This is a genomic window from Alsobacter sp. P4_H11 (assembly GCF_056400925.1).
Genome location: NZ_JBFUKI010000001.1, coordinates 349,110 through 373,483, shown reverse-complemented (window position 1 = coordinate 373,483; position 24,374 = coordinate 349,110). Strand labels below are relative to the sequence as shown.

General features: G+C 66.8%; 24 protein-coding genes and 1 tRNA gene. 14 read left to right on the top strand and 11 right to left on the bottom strand.

Annotation, left to right across the window (positions count from 1 at the left end; all coding sequences use genetic code 11):
* Window positions 1–314 precede the first annotated feature (314 nt).
* Entirely contained in the window at window positions 315–1,424 is a 1,110-nt protein-coding gene (locus AC1DSZ_RS01700) for a class I SAM-dependent methyltransferase (RefSeq protein WP_476836988.1), read from the top strand.
* 24 nt (window positions 1,425–1,448) lie between these two features.
* On the opposite strand, the gene AC1DSZ_RS01695 is transcribed toward AC1DSZ_RS01700, so the two are convergent.
* The 9 genes from AC1DSZ_RS01695 to AC1DSZ_RS01655 all read right to left on the bottom strand — a co-directional run bounded on the left by AC1DSZ_RS01695 (window position 1,449) and on the right by AC1DSZ_RS01655 (window position 10,231).
* The gene (locus AC1DSZ_RS01695; protein WP_476836667.1) at window positions 1,449–1,937 is read right to left on the bottom strand and encodes a GFA family protein; all 489 of its coding nucleotides are present in this window, start codon (window positions 1,935–1,937) and stop codon (window positions 1,449–1,451) included.
* A gap of 180 nt (window positions 1,938–2,117) precedes the next feature.
* A complete protein-coding gene (locus AC1DSZ_RS01690) occupies window positions 2,118–2,915 on the bottom strand; it encodes an MBL fold metallo-hydrolase (RefSeq protein ID WP_476836666.1) in 798 nt (265 codons plus the stop codon).
* Window positions 2,912–3,712 (bottom strand): TatD family hydrolase, encoded by an 801-nt coding sequence (locus AC1DSZ_RS01685; RefSeq protein ID WP_476836665.1) that lies wholly within the window; start codon window positions 3,710–3,712, stop codon window positions 2,912–2,914. The genes AC1DSZ_RS01690 and AC1DSZ_RS01685 overlap by 4 nt, the downstream gene beginning before the upstream one ends.
* 43 nt (window positions 3,713–3,755) lie before the next feature.
* The gene (gene metG, locus AC1DSZ_RS01680; RefSeq protein WP_476836664.1) at window positions 3,756–5,297 is read right to left on the bottom strand and encodes a methionine--tRNA ligase; all 1,542 of its coding nucleotides are present in this window, start codon (window positions 5,295–5,297) and stop codon (window positions 3,756–3,758) included.
* A 29-nt stretch (window positions 5,298–5,326) separates the two neighbouring features.
* Window positions 5,327–6,400, bottom strand: coding sequence for a DNA polymerase III subunit delta' (locus AC1DSZ_RS01675; protein WP_476836663.1), 1,074 nt, complete (start codon window positions 6,398–6,400; stop codon window positions 5,327–5,329).
* Between the two features lie 66 nt (window positions 6,401–6,466).
* Window positions 6,467–7,114: a dTMP kinase gene (tmk, locus tag AC1DSZ_RS01670; RefSeq protein ID WP_476836662.1), complete on the bottom strand. Its 648-nt coding sequence runs from the start codon at window positions 7,112–7,114 to the stop codon at window positions 6,467–6,469.
* Window positions 7,111–8,319 carry a D-alanyl-D-alanine carboxypeptidase family protein gene (locus AC1DSZ_RS01665; RefSeq protein WP_476836661.1) on the bottom strand — a complete coding sequence of 403 codons (1,209 nt, stop codon included), beginning with the start codon at window positions 8,317–8,319 and terminating at the stop codon, window positions 7,111–7,113. Before AC1DSZ_RS01665 ends, tmk begins: the two co-directional genes overlap by 4 nt.
* Before the next feature lie 72 nt (window positions 8,320–8,391).
* The gene (locus tag AC1DSZ_RS01660) at window positions 8,392–9,417 is read right to left on the bottom strand and encodes a septal ring lytic transglycosylase RlpA family protein (protein ID WP_476836660.1); all 1,026 of its coding nucleotides are present in this window, start codon (window positions 9,415–9,417) and stop codon (window positions 8,392–8,394) included.
* 415 nt (window positions 9,418–9,832) lie between these two features.
* Complete coding sequence (locus AC1DSZ_RS01655; protein WP_476836659.1) at window positions 9,833–10,231, bottom strand: hypothetical protein; 399 nt, start codon at window positions 10,229–10,231, stop codon at window positions 9,833–9,835.
* A 157-nt stretch (window positions 10,232–10,388) separates the two neighbouring features.
* Here AC1DSZ_RS01655 and AC1DSZ_RS01650 point away from each other — a divergent pair.
* From AC1DSZ_RS01650 to AC1DSZ_RS01630, 5 genes are all read left to right on the top strand, one after another.
* A tRNA-Ser gene (locus tag AC1DSZ_RS01650) sits at window positions 10,389–10,478 on the top strand.
* A 157-nt stretch (window positions 10,479–10,635) separates the two neighbouring features.
* Window positions 10,636–11,859 carry a tyrosine-type recombinase/integrase gene (locus tag AC1DSZ_RS01645; protein ID WP_476836658.1) on the top strand — a complete coding sequence of 408 codons (1,224 nt, stop codon included), beginning with the start codon at window positions 10,636–10,638 and terminating at the stop codon, window positions 11,857–11,859.
* Window positions 11,846–12,631 carry a hypothetical protein gene (locus AC1DSZ_RS01640; RefSeq protein ID WP_476836657.1) on the top strand — a complete coding sequence of 262 codons (786 nt, stop codon included), beginning with the start codon at window positions 11,846–11,848 and terminating at the stop codon, window positions 12,629–12,631. Before AC1DSZ_RS01645 ends, AC1DSZ_RS01640 begins: the two co-directional genes overlap by 14 nt.
* Before the next feature lie 84 nt (window positions 12,632–12,715).
* Window positions 12,716–12,934, top strand: coding sequence for a helix-turn-helix domain-containing protein (locus AC1DSZ_RS01635; protein WP_476836656.1), 219 nt, complete (start codon window positions 12,716–12,718; stop codon window positions 12,932–12,934).
* 339 nt (window positions 12,935–13,273) lie between these two features.
* Window positions 13,274–13,855 (top strand): hypothetical protein, encoded by a 582-nt coding sequence (locus tag AC1DSZ_RS01630; RefSeq protein WP_476836655.1) that lies wholly within the window; start codon window positions 13,274–13,276, stop codon window positions 13,853–13,855.
* Window positions 13,856–13,986: 131 nt separating this feature from the next.
* On the opposite strand, the gene AC1DSZ_RS01625 is transcribed toward AC1DSZ_RS01630, so the two are convergent.
* Window positions 13,987–14,382, bottom strand: coding sequence for a hypothetical protein (locus AC1DSZ_RS01625; RefSeq protein ID WP_476836654.1), 396 nt, complete (start codon window positions 14,380–14,382; stop codon window positions 13,987–13,989).
* A gap of 41 nt (window positions 14,383–14,423) precedes the next feature.
* Between AC1DSZ_RS01625 and AC1DSZ_RS01620 the strand changes: the two genes are divergently transcribed.
* Window positions 14,424–15,611, top strand: coding sequence for an AAA family ATPase (locus tag AC1DSZ_RS01620; protein WP_476836653.1), 1,188 nt, complete (start codon window positions 14,424–14,426; stop codon window positions 15,609–15,611).
* Between the two features lie 1,135 nt (window positions 15,612–16,746).
* Here the strand turns inward: AC1DSZ_RS01620 and gcvA are convergent.
* Entirely contained in the window at window positions 16,747–17,646 is a 900-nt protein-coding gene (gene gcvA, locus AC1DSZ_RS01615) for a transcriptional regulator GcvA (RefSeq protein ID WP_476836652.1), read from the bottom strand.
* Window positions 17,647–17,872: 226 nt separating this feature from the next.
* Here gcvA and leuC point away from each other — a divergent pair, with 226 nt between their 5' ends.
* The 7 genes from leuC (at window position 17,873) to AC1DSZ_RS01580 (ending at window position 24,182) form a co-directional block, all read left to right on the top strand.
* Window positions 17,873–19,291, top strand: coding sequence for a 3-isopropylmalate dehydratase large subunit (gene leuC, locus AC1DSZ_RS01610; RefSeq protein ID WP_476836651.1), 1,419 nt, complete (start codon window positions 17,873–17,875; stop codon window positions 19,289–19,291).
* The gene (gene leuD / locus AC1DSZ_RS01605) at window positions 19,288–19,920 is read left to right on the top strand and encodes a 3-isopropylmalate dehydratase small subunit (protein ID WP_476836650.1); all 633 of its coding nucleotides are present in this window, start codon (window positions 19,288–19,290) and stop codon (window positions 19,918–19,920) included. Before leuC ends, leuD begins: the two co-directional genes overlap by 4 nt.
* Window positions 19,917–20,807, top strand: coding sequence for an isocitrate lyase/PEP mutase family protein (locus AC1DSZ_RS01600; protein ID WP_476836649.1), 891 nt, complete (start codon window positions 19,917–19,919; stop codon window positions 20,805–20,807). The genes leuD and AC1DSZ_RS01600 overlap by 4 nt, the downstream gene beginning before the upstream one ends.
* Before the next feature lie 69 nt (window positions 20,808–20,876).
* Window positions 20,877–21,872 carry an ABC transporter substrate-binding protein gene (locus AC1DSZ_RS01595; protein WP_476836648.1) on the top strand — a complete coding sequence of 332 codons (996 nt, stop codon included), beginning with the start codon at window positions 20,877–20,879 and terminating at the stop codon, window positions 21,870–21,872.
* The gene (locus AC1DSZ_RS01590; protein WP_476836647.1) at window positions 21,869–22,687 is read left to right on the top strand and encodes an ABC transporter ATP-binding protein; all 819 of its coding nucleotides are present in this window, start codon (window positions 21,869–21,871) and stop codon (window positions 22,685–22,687) included. Before AC1DSZ_RS01595 ends, AC1DSZ_RS01590 begins: the two co-directional genes overlap by 4 nt.
* On the top strand, window positions 22,684–23,436 hold the full coding sequence (locus tag AC1DSZ_RS01585) for an ABC transporter permease (RefSeq protein ID WP_476836646.1): 753 nt from the start codon (window positions 22,684–22,686) through the stop codon (window positions 23,434–23,436). The genes AC1DSZ_RS01590 and AC1DSZ_RS01585 overlap by 4 nt, the downstream gene beginning before the upstream one ends.
* Window positions 23,433–24,182, top strand: a complete 750-nt coding sequence (locus AC1DSZ_RS01580; RefSeq protein ID WP_476836645.1) for an ABC transporter permease — start codon at window positions 23,433–23,435, stop codon at window positions 24,180–24,182. The genes AC1DSZ_RS01585 and AC1DSZ_RS01580 overlap by 4 nt, the downstream gene beginning before the upstream one ends.
* The last annotated feature ends 192 nt before the right edge of the window (window positions 24,183–24,374 follow it).

The window sequence follows — 24,374 nt, the reverse complement described above, 5'->3', positions numbered from 1 at the left end:
GGTCAAGAGCGTGCGACGCCGCACAGCGCGCGCCGAAATGCCCCTCTGGGCGCTCGTCACGCCGCCATGGCGACGTCACAGCCGCCGGAGGAGTGGTATTGTGCTTCGGTCCGGCGTCGATCCTGGTCGCCGGGGCTTGAAGCCGCGAACGTCGTATCGGGCGACTGCAGTGCGCCGGCGGCGCTCACGACATCCTTTCCATAGCTGGCGGACGCGTCCACCGAACGCGCCGCATCTGGAGGATCGTCATGCAACCCCAAACTCCCTCGACCTCTCCCGCGCCCAACGGCGCGATGCTGAACCCAGCCGCGATCATGCCCGGGGCCAATCCAGCCGCCCCGACCGAGGCTGCGCCGCCGGCGGCCGCACTGCTCGACGGCGACCGGCTCAACGCCTTCGTGGGCAAGATGCTGGGCGACATGGGCGCCGTGTTCAGCGGGGCGCTCGTGCTGATGGGCGACAAGCTCGGCCTCTACAAGGCCATGGCGAACGCCGGGCCGATCGGCCCCCAGCAACTGGCGCTGCGCACGCATACGGATGAGCGCTACGTCCGCGAATGGCTCTCCGCCATGGCGGCGTCGGGCTACATGGACTACGACCCCAAGACCGAGCGTTACACGTTGTCGCCCGAGCAGGCCGCCGTTCTGGCCGACGAAAACAGCCCGGCCTTCATGGCCGGCGCCTTCGACATCGCGTCGGCGATGTACCGCGACGAACCGAAGATCACGGCGGCGTTCAAGTCGGGCAGGGGGGTCGGATGGCACGACCACAGCCAGTGCCTCTTCCGCGGCACCGAGCGCTTCTTCAGGACCAGCTACCGGCATCACCTCGTGGATGAGTGGCTGCCCGCCCTCGAGGGCGTGGTCGAAAAACTGCGACGGGGCGCCCGGGTCGCCGATGTGGGCTGCGGGCACGGAGCGTCCACGATCATCATGGCGCAGGCTTTCCCAAATTCCCGCTTCTTCGGCTTCGACTACCATGACGGCTCGATCGAGCAGGCGCGGGCGGCCGCCTTGGAGGCCGGCGTCGCCGGGCAGTGCGAGTTCGCGGTCGCGGATGCGCGGAGCTACCCGGCCATGAACTACGACCTCATCACGTTCTTCGACTGCCTGCACGACATGGGCGACCCCGTGGGCGCGGCGCGGCACGCGCGGAGCACCATGGCGGCCGACGGAACCTGGATGATCGTGGAGCCGATGGCGGGCGACAAGGTGGAGGACAACCTCAATCCGGTCGGCCGGATCTACTATGCGGCGTCCACCATGCTGTGCACGCCGGCGTCGAAATCGCAGGACGTCGGCCTGGCGCTCGGCGCCCAGGCCGGCGAAAGGCGGCTCGCGGAGGTCATCCGCAGCGGCGGCTTCGGCCGGGTGCGGGCGGCGGCGACGACGCCGTTCAACATGGTGCTGGAGGCGCGTCCCTGAGGATGCGCGGCCGCGGTCGGCGGCTCAGTCGAGCCAGAGGCCGCGGCCGCGATGCCAGTCCTCGATGGATTGCTCCGGGTACAGGTCGAAGCTTTCGTCATCGGGGCCGAAATCCGGCGTGACCCAGGACGCTTTGAACCGCAGCATGATGTGGGTGCGCGCCGGCGGAACCGGCAGCGCGGAATCGATGGCCGACGCGAAGGGGTGGATCAACTCCGGCCAGGTCGGATCATAGAGCCACAACGCCGTGCCGCATCGCGTGCAGAAGTTGCGTTCGCCGGAGCTCGTCCTGCAGTGGCCGTCATCGGCGATCTCGGCGCGGAACACCGCGATCGCGTCCGCGCCGTCCACGGTGAGGCTTTTGGCGTCAGCCGACAGGTTGATCGCGAAGCCGCCGCCGCCGGCCGTCTTGCGGCAGATCGAGCAGTAGCAGAGCTGGTACGGCTGCGGCGCGTGCGAGCGCATCGAGAAGCGCACGGCGCCGCAGCGGCAGGATCCATCGAGCGTCAGCATGGCGGGGCTCCGGAGCAGGGTGGCGCTGCGTCGACGCGGACACGACGAAAGCGTTCCGCCACGTGGTGGAGCGTGTCGCGGCGCTGTGACGGAAGCGGGAACAGGACGCCAGCCGCCTAGATGTGATTCGCATAAGATATATTATGGAACCTAACTCAGTGTAGGCGGGGGTTGGCGCAGTCAGGCCTCCAGCACCATGCCGTCATAAGCCGGTTCGACATTGGCCGGCAGATCGCGGCGCAGCGTGTCGTGGTCGAGATCCGTATGGAGGTTCGTCACCACGGCGCGCTTCGGCTTCATCCGGGCGATCCAGTCCAGCGCTTCGCCGAGCGAGAAATGTGTCGGGTGCGGCGTGTGGCGCAACGCGTCGATGATCCAGAGGTCCAGGCCCTCCAGCAACGGCACGCTCGCGTCGGGAATCGCATTCACGTCAGGCGTGTACGCCACGTCGCCGAAGCGGAATCCGAGCGCGTCGTAGTTCGGGCCGTGATGCACCCGGATCGGCGTGGCGGCCAGTTCGCCGGCCGCGCCGTCGACCTTCACGGCATGGCCCGGCGTGATGCGGAACTCGCGCACAATCGGCGGATAGCCGCTGCCTTCGGGCGACGAGAAACAGTAGCCGAAGCGCTGCTTCATCAGGTGCGCGGTGGTCTCGTCCATGAACACCGGCAGGACGCGCCGCATGTGGATCACGAGCGGCCGGACATCGTCGATGCCGTGCGTATGGTCAGCGTGGTCGTGGGTGTAGAGCACCGCGTCGAGGTGCTTCACCTGCGCGTCCAGGAGCTGCTCGCGGCAGTCCGGCGTAGTGTCGACCAGCACGCGGGTCGCCGCGCCGCCGGAGAGCTTCTCGACCAGCATGGAGCAGCGCCGGCGGCGATTGCGCGGGTTGGCGGGATCGCACGCGCCCCAGCCCGAGCCGACGCGCGGCACGCCGCCGGATGAGCCGCAGCCCAGGATGGTGAAGCGCATCGTCATGCGGCGCTTGCCGCCTGGCTGGGCCGTACCGCCTTGGCGAACAGGCGGAAGAAGTTGTCGGTCGTGGTCTGCGCCATGGCGTCCGGCGACACGCCCTTGACCTCCGCCAGCACCGCGTTGGTGTGCGCCACGAAGGCGGGCTCGTTGCGCTTGCCGCGATGCGGCAGCGGCGCCAGGAACGGCGCGTCGGTCTCCACCAGCAGGCGCTCGGCCGGAATCTCGGCCGCGATGGCGCGGATCTCCTCGGAGCGCTTAAACGTCAGGATGCCGGAGAACGATACGTAGAGGCCCAGCCGCACGCCCGCGCGGGCGAGCTCGGCGCCGGATGAGAAGCAATGGAGCACCGCCTTGAAGGCGCCCTTCCCCATCTCGTCTTCCAGGATGGCGATCATGTCCTCGTCCGCGTCGCGGGCGTGGATCACCAGCGGCAGCCCGGTTTCGCGCGCCGCGCCGATATGGGTACGAAACACGCGCGCGGACACGTCCTTGGGGCTGTAGCCATAATGGTAGTCGAGCCCGGCCTCGCCGATGCCGACGCAGCGCGGATGGGCCGAGAGCGCCACGATCTCATCCTGCGTGACGTCCGGCTCCTCGGCCGCCTGGTGCGGATGGGTGCCGACCGTGAAGAACACCTCCGGGTAGGTCTCGGCGATGGCCCGGTAGCGGTCGACCTGCCGCACGCGGGTCGAGATCGTCAGCATGGTCCCGACGCCCGCCGCGCGGGCCCGGGCGACCACGGCGTCGAGCTCGGGGGCGAAGTCGGGGAAATCCAGGTGGCAGTGGCTGTCGACGAGCATGGTGAAACGATAACCTATAATCCAGACAATGGGTTGCAGGCGATCATTCAGGTTCTACATAACGCGGGAAGATGGGCGCCGGCGCGGGCAGGATGGCGCCGGGGGCGATGCGGGCCCCCTCCCCGACCTGCGCAAAGTCGCGCGCGTTGGGGGCGACGCCGAGCAGGTCCAGCAAGGCGCCCGCCGCGGTCGGGATCACAGGCTGCGCCATGATGGCCACGGAGCGCAGCGTCTCGGCCGTCACATAGAGCACCGTCGCGAAGCGCTTGGGATCGCTCTTGCGCTTCACCCAGGGCTCCTCGCCGGCGAAGTACCGGTTGGCGTCGCCCACGACGCGCCAGATGTCGGCCAGGATGGTGTGCAGCGCCATCGCGCCCATCGCGTCCCGCGCCTTGGCGGGCAGCGCATAGGCGGCCGCGAGCAGCGCCTTGTCGCCGTCCGAATAGGCCCCGGGGGTCGGCACGACGCCGTCCAGGTTCTTGGCGATCATGGACAGCGAGCGCTGCGCCAGGTTGCCGAGGTCGTTTGCGAGGTCGGCGTTGATGCGGTTGACGATCGCCTCGTGCGAATAGTTGCCGTCCTGCCCGAATGGCACCTCGCGCAGGAAGAAGTAGCGCAGCTGGTCGACCCCGTAGTGCTCGGCGAGCGTGAAGGGGTCGATCACGTTGCCGACCGACTTCGACATCTTCTCCCCGCGGTTGAACAGGAAGCCGTGGCCGAAGACGCGCTTGGGCAGCGGCCATCCGGCGGACAGGAGAAACGCCGGCCAGTACACGGCGTGGAACCGCACGATGTCCTTGCCGATCACGTGCACGTCGGCGGGCCAGAAATGCGAGCGCTCCGTCTCGTCCGGATAGCCGGTCGCGGTGACATAGTTGGTCAGCGCGTCGACCCACACATACATCACGTGCTTGGGGTCGCCCGGCACCGGAATGCCCCAGTCGAAGGCCGTGCGGCTGACCGAGAGGTCCTTCAGGCCGCCCTTCACGAAGCTGACGATCTCGTTGCGGCGCTCCTCGGGCGAGACGAAGTCGGGCTGGCTCTCGTAGAGCGCCAGCAGCCGGTCTCCATAGGCCGAGAGGCGGAAGAAGTAACTCTCCTCCTCCACCCATTCCACGGGCGTCCCGGTCGGGCCGCGGCGGACGCCGTCGGGGCCGGCCGTGGTCTCCGATTCGGCGTAGTAGGCCTCGTCGCGCACCGAGTACCAGCCGGAATATTTGGCGAGGTAGATGTCGCCATTGGCCTCCATGCGCTTCCAGATTTCCTGGCACGTGCGGTGGTGGCGTTCCTCCGTGGTGCGGATGAAGTCGTCGTTGGAGGCGTTCAGGGCCGTCGCCATGCGGCGGAACACGGCGGCGTTGCGGTCGGCCAGTTCCTGTGCGGTGACGCCCTCGCGGGCGGCCGTCTGCAGCATTTTCTGGCCGTGCTCGTCCGTGCCGGTCAGAAAGAACACGTCGAAGCCGTCGAGCCGCTTGAAACGCGCGATGGCGTCGGTGGCGATGAGTTCGTAGGCGTGGCCGATATGCGGCGCGCCGTTCGGATAGGAAATCGCCGTCGTGATATAGAAATGCGGCTTGGCGGGCATCGCGGCCTCAAGGTCGGGCGGCGAACCTTTCATGCCGCGCGGGAAGCGCGCAGCGCGTCCGAGAGGTCCGCGAACAGGGTCAGAACAAGCGCCCGGCGGTCCAGATTGTAGCTGTCCGTCTCTCGCACCGTGCGCGTCGCCTTGTCCCATACCTCCGCAAGGGGCGCAAGGCGACGGGGGCCCTCCTCGGCGCGCGCCGTCGCCTGCTCGCCGAGCCAGGCGAACATCGTCTCGATCGCGGTCTCGTAGGCGGCGTCGTTGGCGCGGCCGGCCAGCCCGTCCGCGATGCCGTGCACGTCCTTCCAGTCCACGTCGGGCAGCCGCTCCAGCGCCTTGCAGATGTGCTCCACGATGGCGAGCGCGCTCTCGTCCATGATCTTGAACGCGCCCCGCACCGTGCCGCCCGACAGCGCGGCGGCGCGTTCGGCCAGGTGCTCGTCAGGCGCGTCCGCGCCGGCGGCGGCCACGACCGCGCGGCTCACCTCGTCGGGCGCCAGGGTGCGAAAGCGCAGCATCCGGCAGCGGGACCGGATCGTTGGCAGCAGCCGGCCGGGCATGTGCGACACCAGCAGGAACAACGAGCGCGGCGGCGGCTCCTCGATCACTTTCAGCAGCGCGTTGGCGCCCTGGACGTTGAGGTCCTCGGCGCAGTCGACGATGCAGACGCGCCAGCCGCCCTCGCCGGCCGTGGAGCCGAAGAAGTTCACCGCCTTGCGGACCAGATCCACCGGGATCACGGTCGGCATGGTCTTCTTCTCGGGGTTGAGCTGGCGGCGCACCACGAAGAGGCTCGTATGGGCCAGCGCGGCGACCCGGCGAAATACGCCCTCCTCCGGCGGCACGAAAAGATCGGCCGCGCCCAGCACCGCCGGCGAGCGCTGGTCCGGGTGCGCGAACACAAATCGCGCCGCCCGATACGCGAAGGTGGCCTTGCCGACGCCCTCGGGGCCGCCCAGGATCCACGCATGCGGAAACCGCCCGCCCCGATAGGCGTCCAGAAACGCCGCCTCGGCGGCGTCCTGGCCGATCAGCGCCTGCGCGAAGCGCGGATGCGGCGCATTCGCGAGCCGGTCGACTTCGGCGATATCGTCGTCCTGCGCCACTGTTCGGGCTCTCTCGTTCGGCCGGAGCGGCTGTCAGAGCACAGCCGCCGGCGGGATGGAAGGCGATCAGCGCAACAGCGGCGCGACGGCGGCCATGATTCCCGCCGCGACCTGATCCTCGTCGCCGGAGGCGTCGATCACCACGCAACGCCTGGGCTCGGCCGCCGCAATGTCCAGAAAGGCTTGCCGGAGCGTTTGGTGGAAGGCGAGCGATTCCTGCTCAAACCGATCGACCTCTCCGGCGCCGCGGCGGCGGGCGGCCCGCGCCAGTCCGGTTTCGGCCGGCAGGTCGAGGATGAGCGTCAGGTCCGGCCGGGTGTCGCCCACCGCGATCCGCTCAAGCGCCGCAACTGTCTCAGCGTCCACGCCGCCGAGCGCGCCCTGGTAGGCGCGGGTGGAATCGGCGAAGCGATCGCAAATCACCCATTGCGACCGGGCCAGCGCCGGCCGGATCGTCTTGGCGATGTGGTCGGCGCGGGCGGCGGCGAACAGCAGCGTCTCGGCCAGGGGCGCGAGGCGCTCGGCCGATCCGGCCAGCAAAACCGCGCGAATGTCCTCGGCGCGGGGCGAGCCGCCCGGCTCGCGGGTCGCGACGGCGCTCACGCCGCGCTCCGCCAGCGCGGCCACGAGGCGGCGGACCTGCGTGGACTTTCCGGCTCCCTCACCGCCCTCGAGCGTGATGAAGCGGCCGCGCGGCACGGGCGCCCGGGTCATGATCCTGACTTCTGGAACTTGCTCCGCACGAAGCCGACGGCCAGCTCGGTCGCTGAATCGAACGCACGCTTGGTGAGCTTACCCGGCTGGGCGTCCTCGTCGGCATAGAGCGGCAGGTCCAACACCTGGATGTCGCCGCGGTTGATGCGCAGGCGCCCGACCTCCTGGCCGGCGCGCACGGGCGGCCGCAGCGGGCCCTGGTAGACGACCTTGCCGCTTAACCGCTCGTTGCCGGTGCGCGGCACGAGCACGCGCACGGGCCCCTTTGCGACGAGCTTCACTTCGCCCGGCTCGCCGCCGAATACCTTGGCTTCGCCGATGGCGGCGCCGGCCGGAAAGACCTCCTTCATTTCGAAGGAGCGGAAACCCCAATTGAGGATGCGGCGTGCTTCTTCCGAACGGTCCTTGCTCGTCTTAAGGCCGTTCAGCACAGTGATCAGCCGCTGCCCATTCTGCACGGCCGAGCCGACCAGCCCGAAGCCGGATTCGCCGACATTGCCGGTCTTCAGCCCATCCGCGCCGACGTCGAGCGTCAGCAGCGGATTGCGGTTCTGCTGGCGGATCTTGTTCCAGGTGAACTCGCGCTGGGCGAACACCTTGTACTGCTCCGGGTAGGTCCGGATGATGTGCCTAGCCAGGAGCGCCAGTTCACGCGCGGTGACGCGCTGGTCCGGATCGGGAATGCCGGTCGCGTTCGCAAAGGTGGACTTCTGCAACCCGAGCTCGCGCGCCCGCGTCGTCATCCGGGTCGCGAAGGCGCCCTCGCTGCCGGCGAGGCCTTCGGCCACCGCGATGGCGGCGTCGTTGCCCGACTGCACCGCGATGCCGGGGATCAGGTCGGCGACCTTCACCTTGCTGTTGAGCTGGGCGAACATGGACGAGCCGCCGGATGGGCCGCCGCCGCGCCGCCAGGCGCCCTCGGAGATCAGGAACTCGTCGTCCGGCTTGACCTTGCCCTCGGCCATCTCCTTGAACAGGATCTCGAGGGTCATCAGCTTGGCCATGCTGGCCGGGACCATGAGGTCGTCGGCGGCCTTCTCGTAGAGAACCGCGCCGGTGTCGTAGTCCATCAGGATGGCGTAGGGGGCGGTGCTCTGAAAACCCTGCGCCTGGGCCCAGGCGGGGGCCGGCGCGAGCGCCAGGTAAACAATGCCGACAGCGAGCCCGAGCCGTCGCAAACCCATCCGAAAAGCGCCACGCATCATGTCTTCACCCGCCTGCCAAGGCTCCCACCATGGGCGGGCGGCGGGCGGAAATCAACGACCGTGGGGGTCGGTTCAGAAGCGGGCGGCGGCGCGCAGCGGAACAAAGTTCTGCTGGATGAGGCGGGCCATCGGGTCGTCCTTGCGGAACGACGAGGTGACCGAATCGGGCTGCGCGTAGAACAGCCCCGCCGTCACCGTTCCGGGCGCACGCTGCGCCGTCCGCGGCGCCGGCACCGGCTTAGCGGCGTTCGGGATGGTGCCGAGGTCGAAGGGACGATCCGGCGGCAACGGCACGCCGGGGGCCGGCTTGCCGAGCGGCAGGGCCGCGACCGCCTGGATGGGCGTCGAGACCGGCGCCGTGCGCGGCGCCGCGACAGAGGTCGCCACAACGGCGGGCGCACGCGAGGACGCGTTGGCGACGATGGCCGGAACGCCCTCTTCCTCGTCATCCACCGGAAGCGCGCGCGCCACGGAGGGACGCGGCAGAACGGCAGGTTCGGCGCTCGCCACCATGGTGTCGGCGCCGCGCAGCTGGGCCGGGACGCCGTCCGAGCGCAGCGTCATCGCGAGCTTCTCGTCGTCGCTGCCGGCCAGCGAGGCGCGGCCGACATAGTCCACCCGAACCCGGGCGGTGCCGATGTGCTTGAAGCGCAGCGATTCCGCCACGCGCTGCGACACGTCGATCAGGCGGCTGCCATGATAGGGCCCGCGGTCATTGACCCGGGCGATCATCGAGTAGCCGTTGTCCATGTTGGTGACGCGGATGTAGCTCGGCAGCGGCATCGTCGGATGCGCGGCGGAAATCGACATGCGGTCGAATACTTCTCCATTCGCGGTGCGCCGGCCATGGAAGGCCGAGCCGTACCAGGATGCGGTGCCGACGGCCGAGTAGTTCGGCATCTCGCGCGGCGTGTAGAGGCGGCCCGCCACCACATAAGGCTTGCCGACCAGATCGCGGCCGCCGCCCTTCGGCACGGGCTCGCCTTCGGCGACCACGCGCGGGCTGGCGGACACGCCATATTTGGGATCGATGCCGCCCTTGGCGGTGCGGGTGGGCGACGAGGACGAGCAGTTGGCGACGAGCAGGCCGGCCGCCACAGCGGCGCAGACACGAAGGCCTCGCTGCAGGTTCGTCGAAGATGATGCAACGGCGAAGGGGGACGATTCGGATACGGCGGTCTCTTGATCGGAGATCCGGTACGTGTCCATGGACTACCCCCTCAAAACGCCTGTACGCCGCGCGTTCGTTACGGCCCGCCCTGCCCTGGGCATCCGCTTTCGATCGCGACAGGTCGATTTCTGACGCGGGACGATGAACGAAGGATTAATTCAGGCCCGCCTGAATCAGGCAGGCTTAACAATCCCCATCCGCACGGCGTCGGCCAAGCTTCGCCATGATGTCGTCCGAAAGCAGCCACCAATTCGGCGCGCGATCAAGGCGGAAATGTGTCGGCAGGCAAGCTCGCCGCAGCCAGTACGTGGATTGTGGGGCCGGGTTGTTCAGGAGCCACACTCAGTTGCCGACGCGGGCCACTCCGGACGTGCCGTCGTCTCGCACCCAGGCGAGTTTGTCGGGTCCCTGCCGGGAGAGCGTGAAGCAGAAGGTGCGGCCGTCGTACCAGTTCTGCCATTTCTGGCAGAGCTTCTCGCCCGAGACCCACCAGCGCCCGCTGTCGTTCGGCTTCAGGAAACGCCCCAGCCCGACGGCTTCGCCGGACCCGTCGACGCGTCCGTCTGCCCGGTAGAACAACGGGAATTCGCCTCCGAGCGGCACCGCCAGAAAGACGCGCTTGCCCGCCACCGCCTTCTCCAGGTCGGCTCCATTCAACTTGGGGCCGCTCGCCATCGCGGCGCCCTGCCCTGCCAGGACGACGGCCGCCATCGCGGCCCCGATCACGTGCTTGCGTTGCATTCCACTCTCCGCGCTCGGTTTCGACAGTCCCGATACGGACGCCCCCGCGCGCCGGTTTCAACCTTGCTGCGGAAAACGATCGCGACCGTCCCTTCGCGACTCTTGCCAAGGCGGGCCCGCCACGGCATGGATGGCGCGCGCACGGCCCAGGGCCTGCGGAAGGGTGGCCGAGTGGTTTAAGGCAGCGGTCTTGAAAACCGCCGTGGGCGCAAGTTCACCGTGGGTTCGAATCCCACCCCTTCCGCCAATTCAGCTTCCACCGAGGCCTTCTGACGTCCGGCACCGTTCGAGTTCTCGCTATAAACCCAAGACTTCCAGACCCATTGTGCTTGTCTACGTTCGGGTATGTTCGCTACCATCCGCCTTACGCGCTGGGGTATGCGCTGGGGTGGGCAGAGCGGCGAATGACTCTTTCACTTAACAAGCTCTCGGCCCGGGCTGTCGCGTCCGCGAGCAAGTCCGGGAGGCTGTCGGACGGGGGCGGGCTCTATCTTCAAATCAGTCCTTCGGGCGCCAAATCGTGGCTCTTCATATTCAAAAAGCACGGGAGGCAACGCGAGATGGGCCTTGGTGGCCTGAACTCGTTGCCTCTCGCGTCAGCTCGGCAGCAGGCTGCCGAGGCGCGCGAGATACTCGCGCGCGGCGGGGACCCTCTTGCCGAAAAACGTGCCCAACGAACTGCTGTCCCGACCTTTGGAGAAGCTGCCGACGCGCTCATCCAGGCCCATGAGGGATCCTGGCGGAATGAGAAACACCGGGCGCAATGGAAGATGACGCTGCGGGAGTACGCGGCTGCCCTACGGCCCTTGCCGGTGAACAAGATAACGACTGAGGACGTGCTTAATGCACTGAAACCGATCTGGCTTACCAAACCCGAGACCGCCTCTAGGGTAAGGGGACGCATAGAGTCCGTGCTCTCCGCGGCCACTGTCCGAGGACATCGCTCAGGCCCGAACCCGGCACAGTGGCGCAACCACCTAGATCACCTTTTGCCCAAACGTCCCAAGCTCTCGCGTGGGCACCATGCCGCAATGGCATACGCCGAGGTTCCGGCCTTCTTGGGGCTTGTACACGACATGAAGGGCTCCTCCGCGCGGGCCTTGGAGTTCACGGTCCTTACGGCCGCCAGGTCAGGTGAGACCATGGGCGCCTCTTGGTCGGAGATAGACCTTGAGCGAAAGGTCTGGACCGTGCCGGCCGGCCGCATGAAAGCGGGCCGCGAGCATCGCGTCCCCCTCTCCTCGCCGGCAATTCGGATCCTCGAAGAAATGGCGCTGATCCGGACCGTGGGGGACTTCTTGTTTCCGGGACAGCGCAGAGGCAAGGGGCTCAGCGTCATGGCCCTAGAGATGGTGCTTCGCCGGCTCAAAGTCGAACACGCCACTGTGCACGGCTTCAGGAGTTCGTTCCGCGACTGGGCAGGAGAAGAGACTTCGTTTCCACGAGAGGTCGCCGAACAGGCGCTCGCTCATTCAGTCGGCTCGGCTGTCGAGCAGGCCTACCGCCGCGGCGACGCGCTAGAGAAGCGCCGTGCATTGATGAATGCATGGGCAGCATACTTAGACCCTGAGATTGGCGGCAAAGTGGTTGCTTTACCTTCCAAGCCGGCGCGCGATGCCCGATCGTAAGCGGCCCAAGCGTTCGGAAAGCGAGATCCCGTCTATCGTGGATGGGGCGCTCGCGGGCGCCAATGATCCTGAGAGAAGCGACCTTGGACGACGAATAGAGAGCGATCTGAACAGCGTCGACCCGCACACCTGCGAAAAATTGGCGCGCGAAGCCGAGGCATTGGTTTGTTCGTACCGGAAGCGAGCAGTCCGTTACGAGCAGAGGTTGAGCCCTTCGGAGCTAGGCACTCGGTACAAGTCCGTTGCAGCCGCCCTGCGCAAAGCAAAAGACAAAATTCGGAGAGAAATCTCGCGACCATACTATGTCATGAGCCCCGCCGAGATGGTCGTAGAGTTCGATAGCTTGCTCGACACCATCAAGCAGCTTGGTAGGATGGAGCAGATATACACCTATATAAGCTCTTTACCGGAAGCGCTGGAAGCAGAGAGCATCCGTGATTTCAGGCTTGTGCGAGGCGGGCAACGTGGCCCTTTGACTGGGTGGCTTTGGCCGAAGCTGATGTGGGCTTGGGTCGAGAGAGACCTACCTCTCAAGAAGGCTGACACCGGACTGTTCTCCCGATTTCTAGCCGTCATTCACGAAACGTTTGATCTCGGCGTCATTGAGCCGAGCACCGTTTTCGCAATCATGGACGAATTCCAGTCGCTCCCTCCCGATTTCTTCCGCCCTGCCGTTCCGGACGAAGTGCTGGATGCATTCCTCGAACAGTTCGCCCTCGAACGGCGAGCGCGGCTATCTAAAAGCTCCGATTTCCAAGATGAAAATTCCTGAAGACGCCAGTGACCCAGAGTTTTGCCAACTCCAACGTTCAGCCACGAACGCACTAGCGCTTCGCTGAACCTTGGAGCGAGATCGATGGAAAAGCCTGCGTTGACGATCGCGGAGGTCGTCAAACTCGGGCCGTTTAGCAAAACGGCTCTCTACGACAGGATCAACAACGGCGAATTGCCGGCTCGGAAAGCTGGCCGCCTGACCGTTATTCTCCGTCAGGATTATCTGAACTTTCTTGCGAGGCTCCCGCAGCTCGCTCCCAAGGCCGGAATCAATCGGCTTACCTGCCCCAAACGGACATGATCGGCAGCATCCCTGCGCCCAGCCTGCCGGACTCAGTTGATTGGTCTCCTGTGGGACGATGCGGCTTACCGCGGCGGTAAGTGCCGGAGCCACATAGGTGAGGTGGGAGTGTCAGCACCACATAAACCTTGGGCCATCTTCGCAATCACACCAAAGCATTGGCAAGTCGCTCACGATTGAAGCTGCGAAAACCGAGGCTCATGAATGCGCTCACTTCTCTTTCATGGAACTAGGTATCCCACTGCGGTGCTGAAATCCGGCGTGCTGCGATACAGCCGTGTTGGGTCTCCGACCGTGTGTTTCTCACGCTCAATTGAGACTGCGCGTTATTGGGCCTCAATGGAGCGTGACAATGGAGAGCAGCTTGGGGCGGTTCTGGTGCTGGATCGGGACCGTCTCAACGCTAGGTACCGGCTACATCAGTTCGACTACTGGGGAGACCGCAGCGAGGCGGAGGAGCGCATATATCGCCGGGATGTCGACCAACTCGGCCGCTACCTTGTAGGGGTTTTCTTCGGCCAGAATTCGCTCGTTGCGGACAGGCCGGACGTTCTGGACCGGTCAGAAGCGATTGCAGTTCGCGCGATTTGTAAGCGCGAGCGAATGGGCGAGCTCACCGGTGCCGAACAGATCGATGAGGCTTACAACCAGATCGGTCGCGACGACGATGGCGAGTGGTTCGCAAGCCGCCCTGGCCGCCGTCTTTGCTTGCAGAGCTACTACCCCGGCGAACACGGCCTCGGTTCGCCTACCAAGCGCGGTGGCGCGGTCCTGGTGACCGGTGTCGTGGACCATGGACCAAACGGACGGGAGCGGCTTGGCCTCTACCAGGCTCGTGCACTGCATGTGCCGGACACGGACCGAGCAATCGGCTTCTCGTTCCCCAAATCTGCCGCAGCACTGGCGCGAGGGCCGGCATGAGCGAGGCTGCGGAGATCCTGCTCCAGATAATGGCGCCGAATGAGAAGCTGGGCTGCAGCCGTACGGTGCGCTGGGCTCATCGAACGGGCGTCTACTTGGGCCCGCTCCGGGAGCGCGCTTACGCGCCCTGCCTAGCCCCTTTCGGGTTCTATGGCGTTCCAGGGCGATGCGAGTTCGCCCCGCTCGATGCACATGGCGTGCTGGCGCTCGCGCTCGAGGTTCCGACGAATGACGATCAGGGCTTGATTGACGTCGTAGCGTTTGACTTGGTTGCCCCGGAGCGGTTCGGGACGCTGCTCGGTGCTGCGGACGTTCTTGGCGCCGTAAACGTAGTGAACCCCGGAACGTGCCACCGGGGAAAGCCGCTCCGGCTGCACCGGACGCCCCTGACCTGCATCAAGGCGGGCTGCGTCGGCGCCGTGCCGCTTACGGAAGCAGCGGCCGCCGGGCTTTGCGGGGCTGAGCACGCGCCCGTTGCGGCCCAGGATCGCGAGGATTGGGCCGCTTTTGTCCGGCTCACGCTTCATGTTGTCGAGCCTTCGACAGTTCTGATGCCGGCGGTGGCGTGATGAGCTTCCGAGCCGACACAGACGCCGAGATCCAAGCAGTGCGCCATGAGGCGGCAGTGTCAAGGTTTGAGCAGCCGGTCCAGCGCGGCCCGATTGCGCCTGAGCCGCTCCTAAAGTTGCGCCCGGTTACCGCGGCCTCCCTGTTGTCTCAGCCCGCTCCAACGCGCGAGTGGTATGCAGAAGGATTGGTCCCGATGCGCCAGGTCACTTTGCTCGGCGGAGACGGCGGAACAGGCAAAAGCCTTCTGAGCCTGGAACTGGCGGTTGCGGGTGTCACTGGCACGGATTGGCTCACTTGCGAGCCCCGCCGCGGGCCTGCCCTCTTTGTGTCCGCTGAAGATGAGCAAGACGAGTTGAACCGGCGACTGGAAGACATAGTGCGTGATCGAGGGTTCTCAGACCGTGACCTCGCTTGGCTCGAGCTCGTCTCGCTTGTTGAGCAAGCCGCAGCAGGCGCATCGGGCACAGCATTAGCGGTGCCCGCGAACGACCCTTCGGGCCGGCTCCATCCCACTCCGCTTTGGGGCGCGCTGAGAGCGGAGGTCGAACGGTTAAGGCCGGCGCTGGTCGTATTAGATACGGCGGCCGATCTGTTCCCCGAAGAGATCAAGCGCTCAGCCGTACGAGGCTTTATCGCCATGCTGCGAGCGCTCGCCGTAGAGTTCGATTTGGCAGTCGTGCTTCTAGCCCACCCTTCGGTGAGCGGCATGGAGAGCGGCACGGGCCTGAGCGGATCCACCTCATGGTCTAATAGCGTCCGGAGCCGCCTCTACCTCGATCGCGTGAAGGTCGGCGGCTCCGAGTCAGACCCGGATGCACGCGTACTTCGCACAATGAAAGCCAACTACGGCCGTACTGGAGGCGAGATCCGCTTGCGTTGGGTAGATGGCCGGTTCCGGCTTGAAACGGGCCTAACCGGTTCGAATGGGATTGGCTACGACGCTGAGACCGATGCAATTTTTCTTCGACTGTTGAGCCAGTTCGACCAGCAAAACCGGGATGTCACGTCCAAAACATGCTCTACGTACGCGCCGAAGCTGTTCGCCGAAAACCCGGATCGGGGCGGCAGGAACAAGAAGCAGTTCGCGGCCGCCATGGAGCGCCTGTTCAACGCTGGCAGGATTAAAGTTGAGGAGAGCGGCCCGCCATCACGACGGCGCAGCCGTCTCGTTGAGGTCGGGCTGTAACGCTTCCAACCCCCTTCCAACCCTATTCCAACACCCTTCCAACCCCTTTCCGACACCCTGTCCACACACACCCCTTATACCCCGGGAGTGTTGGAACACCCCGGTCGGAAGACCGGAGGTTCCCTAAGGGGACCGTTTGCACAGCCACTCCAGGAATTGTCCCATAAGGCTCGAACAACTTACGCAGTCCTCCCCGCGTATGCGCGCGGGTACTTTAGGGCCTGCTCGATGGGAGTTGGATTGGGGCTGTAGGGCGAGCATCCACCGGACTGGCTCGATCTCGACCGATCGCGCCGACTGCCTCGCTCGCTTCAACTGGCCGCGCATCGGGAACGCCTGGTGGGCGTCCCCTACGCGTCTGACCGGCGAGTGTCGGCGTCACGCCGACATCTCGTCCGGCTTGATGCTGCGGAGGCGCGGAGCAAGAGCACCCGAGGCTCGCTTCTTCGCCGGGCAGGAGCACGAGGCCACGCATGGTGGCTGGACCGTCTACGTCGCTTCGACCCTCAGCACACAGCCACCACGCCCAGCCCCTGACCCCTGGTCGAGCACCTAGCCGACCCCTCAGGCAGGGCCACACAGCGGGCCGTACACGGGCGCTCGCACCACGCCGCCCCGACGCACGTCGCACCCCCACCGAGCCCGCCCACGCCCCCGCGCCTGGCCCACGGCCCGGCCTTCCGCGGAAATCGAATGGGTCCTCCCTGTGCCCTGCGGCACGTGCGGCGGTAATCCGGCCCAAGATTTTGGCGTATCTCGCGAAAGAGAAATCGAGGATTCATTTCTTTTGGCGTGGGCCTCACGTGCTTGGTAGCCCCTTTCGGGGCCGCACTCCGGGTGCTTTAAAGCCGGTGAGACCATGCCCCGCACCGCGGCTCAGGTGCCTTGCTTCACCTGTTAACTTGCGTCATCTGCTGCCTCTATATGGGCGACCGGCTAACGTCTGCTCGGGTCAGTAGCGCACCTTCGCCGCGGTCCGTTTTGCGCCAGGAGCCGACCTAAGACCGATGGCTGTCAGCGGCCTCTCACAATGACCGCATGAAACGGCCCCGTGAGCCTGCGTCTTGGGATCGTTCACGCCTTAAACCCGCTTGGGCTTTGCTCTTCTCCATCGAATCAAGAGCGGGCGCAGAAATCACGAAGGTTGCGCTGCCGCCGCCTCTTGGAGGATCCATTGCTCGAAGGCACGGATGGCGGGAGATCGCGCACGCGCTTCAGAATAAGCTAAGTAGTATCCACCCGCGGTTTCAACCTGCAGATCTAATGGAGCGACTAGTCGTTCGCTCCGCAAGTCGTCCTCGACGAAAGCGCGTTGAGCCATGACGACGCCGAGTTCATCGATGGCGGCTTGGTAGGCCAAGGCCGAGTTTTCGAACTTCAGGCCGGCATTGCCGTCGAGTTCGGCCACGCCGGCGGCGCGCAGCCAGACAGGCCAGTCATCCGGGCGATGCATCGAACAAAGCAGGACGTATCGCGCCAGATCACCCGGCTCACGAAGTCCATTATTGGCGGCGAGGAGCCCGGGGCTGGCGACCGGGGTGAGCATCTCGCCGAACAACCGGCGGAGCACCGCGCCCCGCGGCGGCTCCCCGCCCGAATGAATGCAGAGATCCGCTTCGTCGCGGCTGAAATCGACCGGCTGGTGCGAGGTCGTGATCTGGACGTCGATCTCGCGATGGCGCGCGTGGAAGCGGGCCAGGCGGGGCACGAACCAGCGGATCGCGAATGTCGGCGGCAGCTTGATGCGCAACCGGTTCTCGTTCGGCTTGGTCATGGCGCGCCTTGTGCCGGCTTCGAGCTGGTCGAACGCGTCGCGCACCGCAATCGCGTAGGCGGCCCCGAGCGGCGTCGCCTCGACGCCGCGGCGCAGCCGGACCAGCAGCGCCACGTCCAGCCAGGCTTCGAGCTGGGTGACATGGCGCGACACCGCTCCCTGGGTGACGCTCAGTTCGTCAGCCGCCCGGGTCAGGCTGCCGTGCCGGACGGTGGCCTCGAACGCCCGCAGAGCGTTCAGCGGCGGTAGAGTTCTGGCCATCTGCTCTGAGCTTTCGTCAAGGGTGAGGCCATTATTGTGGGTATGCAGGCTCCCATTGCACGGCTAGCCTTTTTGTAAGTCAAGCGTAGGCATCCTGGCGCGGAGAGCGTCAGCCGCTTCAAATAAGACGTTTCGGAAGGAAAATTCATGGCATGCGACCGCGCTCGCGGCGCCGCCCTGTCGGCTGCTCGTCCTGTTCAGAGCTGCGTCATCCGGCCAGCCCGCCATGGGTGAACAGCCGCCGGCCACCCTGTTCGAGAAAATCTGGAATGCGCATCTCGTGCGCCGGCTCGACGACGGGCGCGATCTCATCTTCGTCGATCGCCACGTGCTTCAGGAAACCACCAGCGCAGTCGCTTTCGACGGCCTCAGGCGCGCCGGCCGCGCCGTCCGTCGCCCCGACCTGACGGTCGCGACCCAGGACCACATCGTCTCGACGGAGCCCGGCCGGACGGAAGACACCAATCCGGGCGGCCGCGAGCTGCTTGGCCTGATGCGGGGCAACGCCTATCGCAACCGTATCCGCCATTTCGGCGTCGAGGATCCTCGCCAGGGCATCGTCCACGTAATCGCGCCGGAGCTCGGGCTGGCGCTTCCCGGATGCATTCTCGCCTGTGGCGACAGCCACACCTCCACGGTCGGCGGGCTCGGCGCGCTCGGCATCGGCGTGGGAACCAGCGAGGTCGAGCACGTCCTGGCGACGCAGACGCTGGCGCTGGCTCGCCCGCGGGCCATGCGGATCCGCTTCGAGGGCGTTCCGCCGGACGGGATTTCGGCGAAGGACCTGATCCTGCGCGCCATGGGGACGGTCGGCGTCGCTGGCGGACGCGGCTGCGCGGTCGAGTATGCGGGCTCGGCCATCCAGGCGCTTTCGGTCGAGGGCCGCCTGACCATCTGCAACATGTCGATCGAACTGGGCGCGAGGCTCGGCCTCATCGCGCCGGACGAAAAGGCGTTCGCCTATGTGCGCGGCCGGGAGTTCGCCCCCCGCGGCCAGGATTTCGAAGCCGCCGTCCAGGCCTGGCGCCGTCTCGCCAGCGATCCCGAAGCCGCGTTCGAACGTGACGTGACGATCAACTGCGACGGCATGGCGCCGCAAGTCACGTGGGGCACCACGCCCGAGGACGTCGCCGGGGTTGACGGCTATGTGCCCGATCCGGCGCGGATGGACGACGTCCGCCGCCGCGACGCCGCCGCCAAGGCGATCCACTACATGGGCCTGGAGCCCGGGACGCCGCTTGAAGGCATCCCGGTCGACATCGCATTCATCGGCTCCTGCACCAACGCGCGCGTCTCCGACCTCGAAGCCGCCGCCGCGGTGGTTCGCGGGCGCAGGGTCGCGCCGGGCGTGAAGGCTCTGGTGGTGCCCGGCTCCATGTCGGTGAAGCGCGACGCGGAGGCGCTTGGGCTGCACCACGTGTTCCGCGACGCCGGCTTCGAATGGCGCGACGCGGGCTGCTCCATGTGCGTCAGCATCAACCAGGACGTGGCGCCGCCCGGCTCGCGCTGCATCGCGACCACCAACCGCAATTTCGAAAACCGCCAAGGGCCCGGGAGCCGCACCCATCTGGCGAGCCCAGCCACGGTGGCGGCCGCCGCCCTGGCGGGGCGTATCGTCGACATCCGCAAGGGGCCGCGCGCATGAGAAACCCGGTCTCGACCGTGCATGGCGCGATGGCCTCAATGCCGACGCCGAACGTCAATACCGACCAGATTATTCCCTCCGCGTGGCTGCGAACCGCGACGGCGGATCTGGGCAAGGGCCTGTTCGGGGCCCAGCGCTATGACGAGGAAGGGCGCGAGAAGCCGGACTTCGTGCTCAACCGGCCCGAGTTCCGCCAGGCCCGCATCCTGCTGGCGGGCGAGAATTTCGGCTGCGGCAGTTCGCGCGAGGCCGCCGTCTGGGCCCTTGTCCAGTTCGGCGTCGGCTGCGTGCTGGCGCCCAGCTTCGCGGACATTTTCTACGAGAACGCGTTCCGGAACGGCCTCGTGGCGGGCGTCGTGGACGCCGCGACGTTCCGGGCCCTTGGCGGCGCGTCCCAGGGCGGCGCTCCATTCACGGTGGACCTGGCCTCCGCGACCGTGATCGCGCCGGGCGGCGAAGCCTACCCGTTCCTGATCCCGGCGTCGCGCGCCCAGGCCCTGCTGCGCGGTGATGACGAGATCGCGATCACGCTGGCGTTCGAAGGCGAAATCGACGCCCATTACGACCGGAGCCTCGCCTCCTCGCGCTGGCTATTCCCTGGCAGTCTGGTGGAGCGCAAGGCCTCATGACCCGCGCAACAATCCGGCAGGCCCTTGCAGCCGAAACGCCCCTGATCACCCCGCTCGCGCATGACGCGCTGTCGGCCCGGCTGATTGAACAGGCCGGCTTTCGCGCCTTCGCGATCGGGGGCTCCGCCCTGCTGGCGGCCCGGCACGCCTATCCGGATATCGGTTTGATCGGTCTCTCCGATATGGTGAGCGGCGTCCGCGACATCGCGGCGGCCTCCCACCTTCCCTTCTTCGCCGATGCGGATGACGGCTATGGCGACGTCAAGAGCGTTGCGCGCCTGGTGGAGGCCTACGAGGCGATCGGCGTCCGCGGCTTCCTGCTCGAGGACCAGGATCGCGACAGCAAGCAGCAGCGCGCCGACAAGGCCGCCGCCGTGGTCGACGAGGCTGTGATCGAGGCCAAGCTGCGCACCGCCCTGAGCGTGCGCCAGGATCGCGAGACCTTCGTGGTGGGCCGCACCGACGCGTATGGCCCGCTCGGGCTGGACGCGGCGATGCGGCGCGCCGAGCGGTTCCTGGCTCTGGGCGCCGACGGCGTGTTCGTCGCCGGGCTGAAAACGGAGGAGGATTACCGCCGCGTCGGCGCGGCCTTCCGGGGCTCGTTCCTGTCCGCCGCCATGTTCGAGGGCGGCGATACGCCCTGGATCAGCCCCGTCGAACTCGGCGCCCTGGGCTTTACCCAGGTTTCCTTTCCGGCGAGCCTCATGTTCCGCATCGTCGCGACCATGCGCGACGCCTTGGAGGCGCTGCGCCGCCACGGCGATGGCTCGCAGCCGCTCCAGGTCTTCGCCGGCGGAGCCGCCGCGCGGGCGACGCTGGACCAGGCCGTCGACCTTGCGCGTTGGCGGGCCATCGAGCGGGACCACAAGCCCGCCGCAACCGACTAGACTGCACCGAAACGCGCCCATCGCGGCGCAGCGATCCGCGACAAGACGGACACAACGGGAGGAAGCCACATGAACGGAACCACGGAACGCAGCGTGCTCGCCGCGGCCGGCTTGGCCGCGATGCTGGTCGGCTCGACGGCCGGCAGGGCGGAAGAGATCGTCGTCAGCAATTACGGCGTGTCCGCCAACGGCATGCCCTTCGCGGTTGCGATGGAGAAAGGCTACTTCAAGGAGGAGGGCGCCAATGTCACGGGCATCCTCTCCAGCGCCGGCGGCGGCACAACCCTGCGCAACATGCTGGCCGGCTCCGCCCCTTACGCCGAGGTCAACCCCAACGCCGTGATCGCGGCCGTCCAGCAAGGCGCGGACATTAAGTTCATCAGCGACAACGTGCTCACGGTCGCGGAATTCGTCTGGGCCGTGAAGCCTGACTCGCCCATCAAGTCCGTCCAGGACCTCAAGGGCAAGAAGATGGGCTACACCAACCCGCGCTCCACCAGCCAGGCCCTCGCCACCCTCGTGCTGCAGTCCGGCGGCCTGACCGCCAAGGACGTCGAGTTGGTGAAGACCGGCGGCTTCGGCGAGGGCGTGGCCGCGCTCGACATCGGGCTCGTCGACATCGCGCCCATTCCGGAACCCCTCTGGGCCAAGTTTAAGGACAAGTACCGGGCGATCGCTAAGGCCTCCGACATGCTGCCGCCCATCGCCAACGTGCTTGGCGCGGCGTCGGGTTCGGCGGCCGCCTCCAAGGGCGACTTCATCAAGGGCGTCATCCGGGCGCGGCGCCGCGCCGTTGAGTTCATGAAGCAGAACCCGAACGAGGCCGGCGACATCATCGCCAAGGTCTACAATCTCGAGCCCGAGGTGGCCCGCGGATCCGTCACCGCCCTGGTGGGCAGCAAGACGGACGGCGTCGACTATTGGGGCGCCGGCCAGTTCCACATGGAGGGGCTGAAGAAGGCCATCGAGGTCCAGAAGATGGTCGGCGCGATCACGGGCGACGTGGACGCCGCCTCCATGGTGGACACGCAGTTCCTGCCGGACGACCTGAAGGCGCTGAAATGAGGGACGTTCCGACCGCGCAGGTCGCGTTGCGGGCGGCCGAGAAGGTTTTCCCGGCCTCCGGCCGGGGCGGCGCCCCGGTCCACGCGCTCGGGCCCATCGACCTGGAGCTCCGGCGCGGCGAGTTCTTCGCCGTGGTCGGCCCGTCGGGCTGCGGCAAGTCCACCTTGCTGGAGCTGATCGCCGGCCTCGCCGACGCGACGAGCGGCGAGGTCCTGTACGAAGGCAGCCCGATCCGGGGCGAGATCCCGGACGGTGTCGGCGTCGTGTTCCAGGAGGACGCGTCGTTCCCGTGGCTGAGCGTGCGCGACAACATCGCGTTCGGGCTCAAGCGGCTGCCGCTCGCGCCTGACGAGAAGCAGCGCCGGATCAAGCGGGCGCTCGCCATGATGGGCCTCGTTCCGTTCGCGGACGCCTATCCGGCGCAGCTCTCGGGCGGCATGCGCCAGCGCGTCTGCATCGCCCGGACGCTGGTTACCGAGCCCAAGCTGATCCTGCTGGACGAACCCTTCGGCGCCCTCGACCAGCAGACCCGCCTGCTGATGGGCGACGAGGTGCTCGATCTCTGGCGCAAGACCGGCGCGACCGTGTTCCTGATCACGCACGCGCTCGACGAGGCCGCCATGCTGGCCGACCGCATCGGCGTGATGTCGGCCCGGCCCGGCCGGCTGATCGACGTCATCGAGACCGGCTGGCCGCGCGAGCGCGACAGCCGCATCGTCGAGCAGGAGGCCTTCGGCGCCATCACGGCGCGCCTCTGGCGGTCGCTCCGCGAGGAATCCATGAAGTCGCTTGGCCACGCGGGCGCGGCGGCATGACGCGCGCTGGCCTTTGGCGGACGGGGCTCCTCGTCGGCCTCCTGGCGACCATCGAGGCGCTGTGCCTGTTCGGCGTCATCGACCGGATCACCATGCAGCCGCCCCACCGAATCTTGATGGATTTGTGGAAGTTGCTCGCCTCCGGCTCGCTCAACGCCGCCATCGCGAAGACGCTCGGCAACGCCGCCATCGCGTTCGCGATCGCGATGGCGCTTGGCGTCGCGAGCGGCCTCGTGATCCACCGCTTCCGCCGCGTGCGCGACACGCTCGATCCGCTGTTCGCCACCTACTACGCCATCCCGGTCTTCGCGTTCTATCCGCTGCTGATCGTGGTGCTGGGGCTCGGCGACGCGCCGCAGATCTTCATCGGGGCCATGCTGGGCGTCGTCGCCGTGATCGTGAACACGCTGAACGGCCTCGACCGCGTGCCACGCGCGCTGATGAAAACCTCGCGGGTGATGCGCCTGTCGCCGCTCCAGACCGCGCTGCAGATCACCCTGCCCTGCGCCGCGCCCGCCATCATGACAGGCGCGAAGCTGGCCGTCGCCTATTCGCTGATCGGCATCATCGGGGCCGAGTTCATCATGTCCAATGGCGGCATGGGCTACGAGATCAGCTTCGCCTACATGAACTTCGACAATGCGACCATGTACCCGCTGATCGTGCTGATCCTGCTCGTGTCCATCAGCATCAACATGGGGATCGCGCGCTGGGAAAAGGTCCTGATGGCGAGACGAGGCCTGGCATGACGCGGTTCGCGAACGGCTCCCTGCGCAACACGCTGACGCTGCTGGCCGCGATCCTCGTCGCCTGGCAGGCGCTCTACTGGATGGTCGGCGACGTGGCGCTTCGCTCGCCGGCGCAGACGGCGGCGTTCATGGCGAAGTTCATGACGACGCCGCTCTTCCTGCCGCACCTCGCCGAGACCGCCAAGGCCTTCGGCCTCGCCCTGCTGCTGGCCATCGCCATCGGCCTGGCGATCGGCTTCACGCTCGGGCTCAACCGCTTCATGAGCGCGGTGTTCGAACCCGTGCTGGTGGCGGTCTACTCGATCCCGAAGATCACCCTTTATCCAATCCTGCTGCTGATGTTCGGCCTCGGCATCGCCGCCAAGGTGGCGTTCGGGGCCATCCACGGGATCATCCCGATCGCGCTGTTCACGATGGCGGCGGTGCGCAATGTGCGACGGGTCTACATCAAGACGGGGCGGGTGATGCGGCTGGGGGCCTGGGACGCCATTCTGCGGATCGTGATCCCGGCCGCCATGCCGGAGATCTTCACGGGGCTGCGCATCGGCTTTTCGCTGACGCTCATCGGCACGCTGCTGGGCGAAATGTTCGCCTCGCAGCGTGGCCTCGGGTTCCTGCTGATGAACGCCATCGGACTGCACAACGTCGAACTCATCCTGGCGCTCACCGTCCTTCTGGCCACCTTCGCGGGCGTGGCGAGCGGCATCCTGCTGAGCATCAACAAGCGCCTGCAATCGCCGGCGTGAGTGTATGGCCCAATGTCCAAGGGACAGCTCGGGAAGCAGCTTAGTTCCGAAGCAATGAAGTTACCCTTCGCGCCAAGAGCAGAAGTTCGGCCTCTTGCAAAAGGCGATTTTTAAAGGTGAAGCCGGATGGACGTGGCCGGCTTTGAACCATTGCGCAATGGTCGATATACAATGACGGCAATCGACCGCGAA

Bases quoted from the DNA above. Each gene is read 5' to 3' on its own strand.
- gcvA (WP_476836652.1), bottom strand. From the start codon at position 17,646: ATGGCCAGAACTCTACCGCCGCTGAACGCTCTGCGGGCGTTCGAGGCC.
- leuC (WP_476836651.1), top strand. From the start codon at position 17,873: ATGGGTGAACAGCCGCCGGCCACCCTGTTCGAGAAAATCTGGAATGCG.
- AC1DSZ_RS01600 (WP_476836649.1), top strand. From the start codon at position 19,917: ATGACCCGCGCAACAATCCGGCAGGCCCTTGCAGCCGAAACGCCCCTG.
- AC1DSZ_RS01635 (WP_476836656.1), top strand. From the start codon at position 12,716: ATGGAAAAGCCTGCGTTGACGATCGCGGAGGTCGTCAAACTCGGGCCG.
- AC1DSZ_RS01590 (WP_476836647.1), top strand. From the start codon at position 21,869: ATGAGGGACGTTCCGACCGCGCAGGTCGCGTTGCGGGCGGCCGAGAAG.
- AC1DSZ_RS01665 (WP_476836661.1), bottom strand. From the start codon at position 8,319: ATGATGCGTGGCGCTTTTCGGATGGGTTTGCGACGGCTCGGGCTCGCT.
- AC1DSZ_RS01580 (WP_476836645.1), top strand. From the start codon at position 23,433: ATGACGCGGTTCGCGAACGGCTCCCTGCGCAACACGCTGACGCTGCTG.
- AC1DSZ_RS01695 (WP_476836667.1), bottom strand. From the start codon at position 1,937: ATGCTGACGCTCGATGGATCCTGCCGCTGCGGCGCCGTGCGCTTCTCG.
- AC1DSZ_RS01585 (WP_476836646.1), top strand. From the start codon at position 22,684: ATGACGCGCGCTGGCCTTTGGCGGACGGGGCTCCTCGTCGGCCTCCTG.
- AC1DSZ_RS01690 (WP_476836666.1), bottom strand. From the start codon at position 2,915: ATGACGATGCGCTTCACCATCCTGGGCTGCGGCTCATCCGGCGGCGTG.
- leuD (WP_476836650.1), top strand. From the start codon at position 19,288: ATGAGAAACCCGGTCTCGACCGTGCATGGCGCGATGGCCTCAATGCCG.
- AC1DSZ_RS01620 (WP_476836653.1), top strand. From the start codon at position 14,424: ATGAGCTTCCGAGCCGACACAGACGCCGAGATCCAAGCAGTGCGCCAT.
- AC1DSZ_RS01640 (WP_476836657.1), top strand. From the start codon at position 11,846: ATGCCCGATCGTAAGCGGCCCAAGCGTTCGGAAAGCGAGATCCCGTCT.
- AC1DSZ_RS01645 (WP_476836658.1), top strand. From the start codon at position 10,636: ATGACTCTTTCACTTAACAAGCTCTCGGCCCGGGCTGTCGCGTCCGCG.
- AC1DSZ_RS01630 (WP_476836655.1), top strand. From the start codon at position 13,274: ATGGAGCGTGACAATGGAGAGCAGCTTGGGGCGGTTCTGGTGCTGGAT.
- tmk (WP_476836662.1), bottom strand. From the start codon at position 7,114: ATGACCCGGGCGCCCGTGCCGCGCGGCCGCTTCATCACGCTCGAGGGC.
- metG (WP_476836664.1), bottom strand. From the start codon at position 5,297: ATGCCCGCCAAGCCGCATTTCTATATCACGACGGCGATTTCCTATCCG.
- AC1DSZ_RS01595 (WP_476836648.1), top strand. From the start codon at position 20,877: ATGAACGGAACCACGGAACGCAGCGTGCTCGCCGCGGCCGGCTTGGCC.
- AC1DSZ_RS01655 (WP_476836659.1), bottom strand. From the start codon at position 10,231: ATGCAACGCAAGCACGTGATCGGGGCCGCGATGGCGGCCGTCGTCCTG.
- AC1DSZ_RS01700 (WP_476836988.1), top strand. From the start codon at position 315: ATGCCCGGGGCCAATCCAGCCGCCCCGACCGAGGCTGCGCCGCCGGCG.
- AC1DSZ_RS01685 (WP_476836665.1), bottom strand. From the start codon at position 3,712: ATGCTCGTCGACAGCCACTGCCACCTGGATTTCCCCGACTTCGCCCCC.
- AC1DSZ_RS01625 (WP_476836654.1), bottom strand. From the start codon at position 14,382: ATGAAGCGTGAGCCGGACAAAAGCGGCCCAATCCTCGCGATCCTGGGC.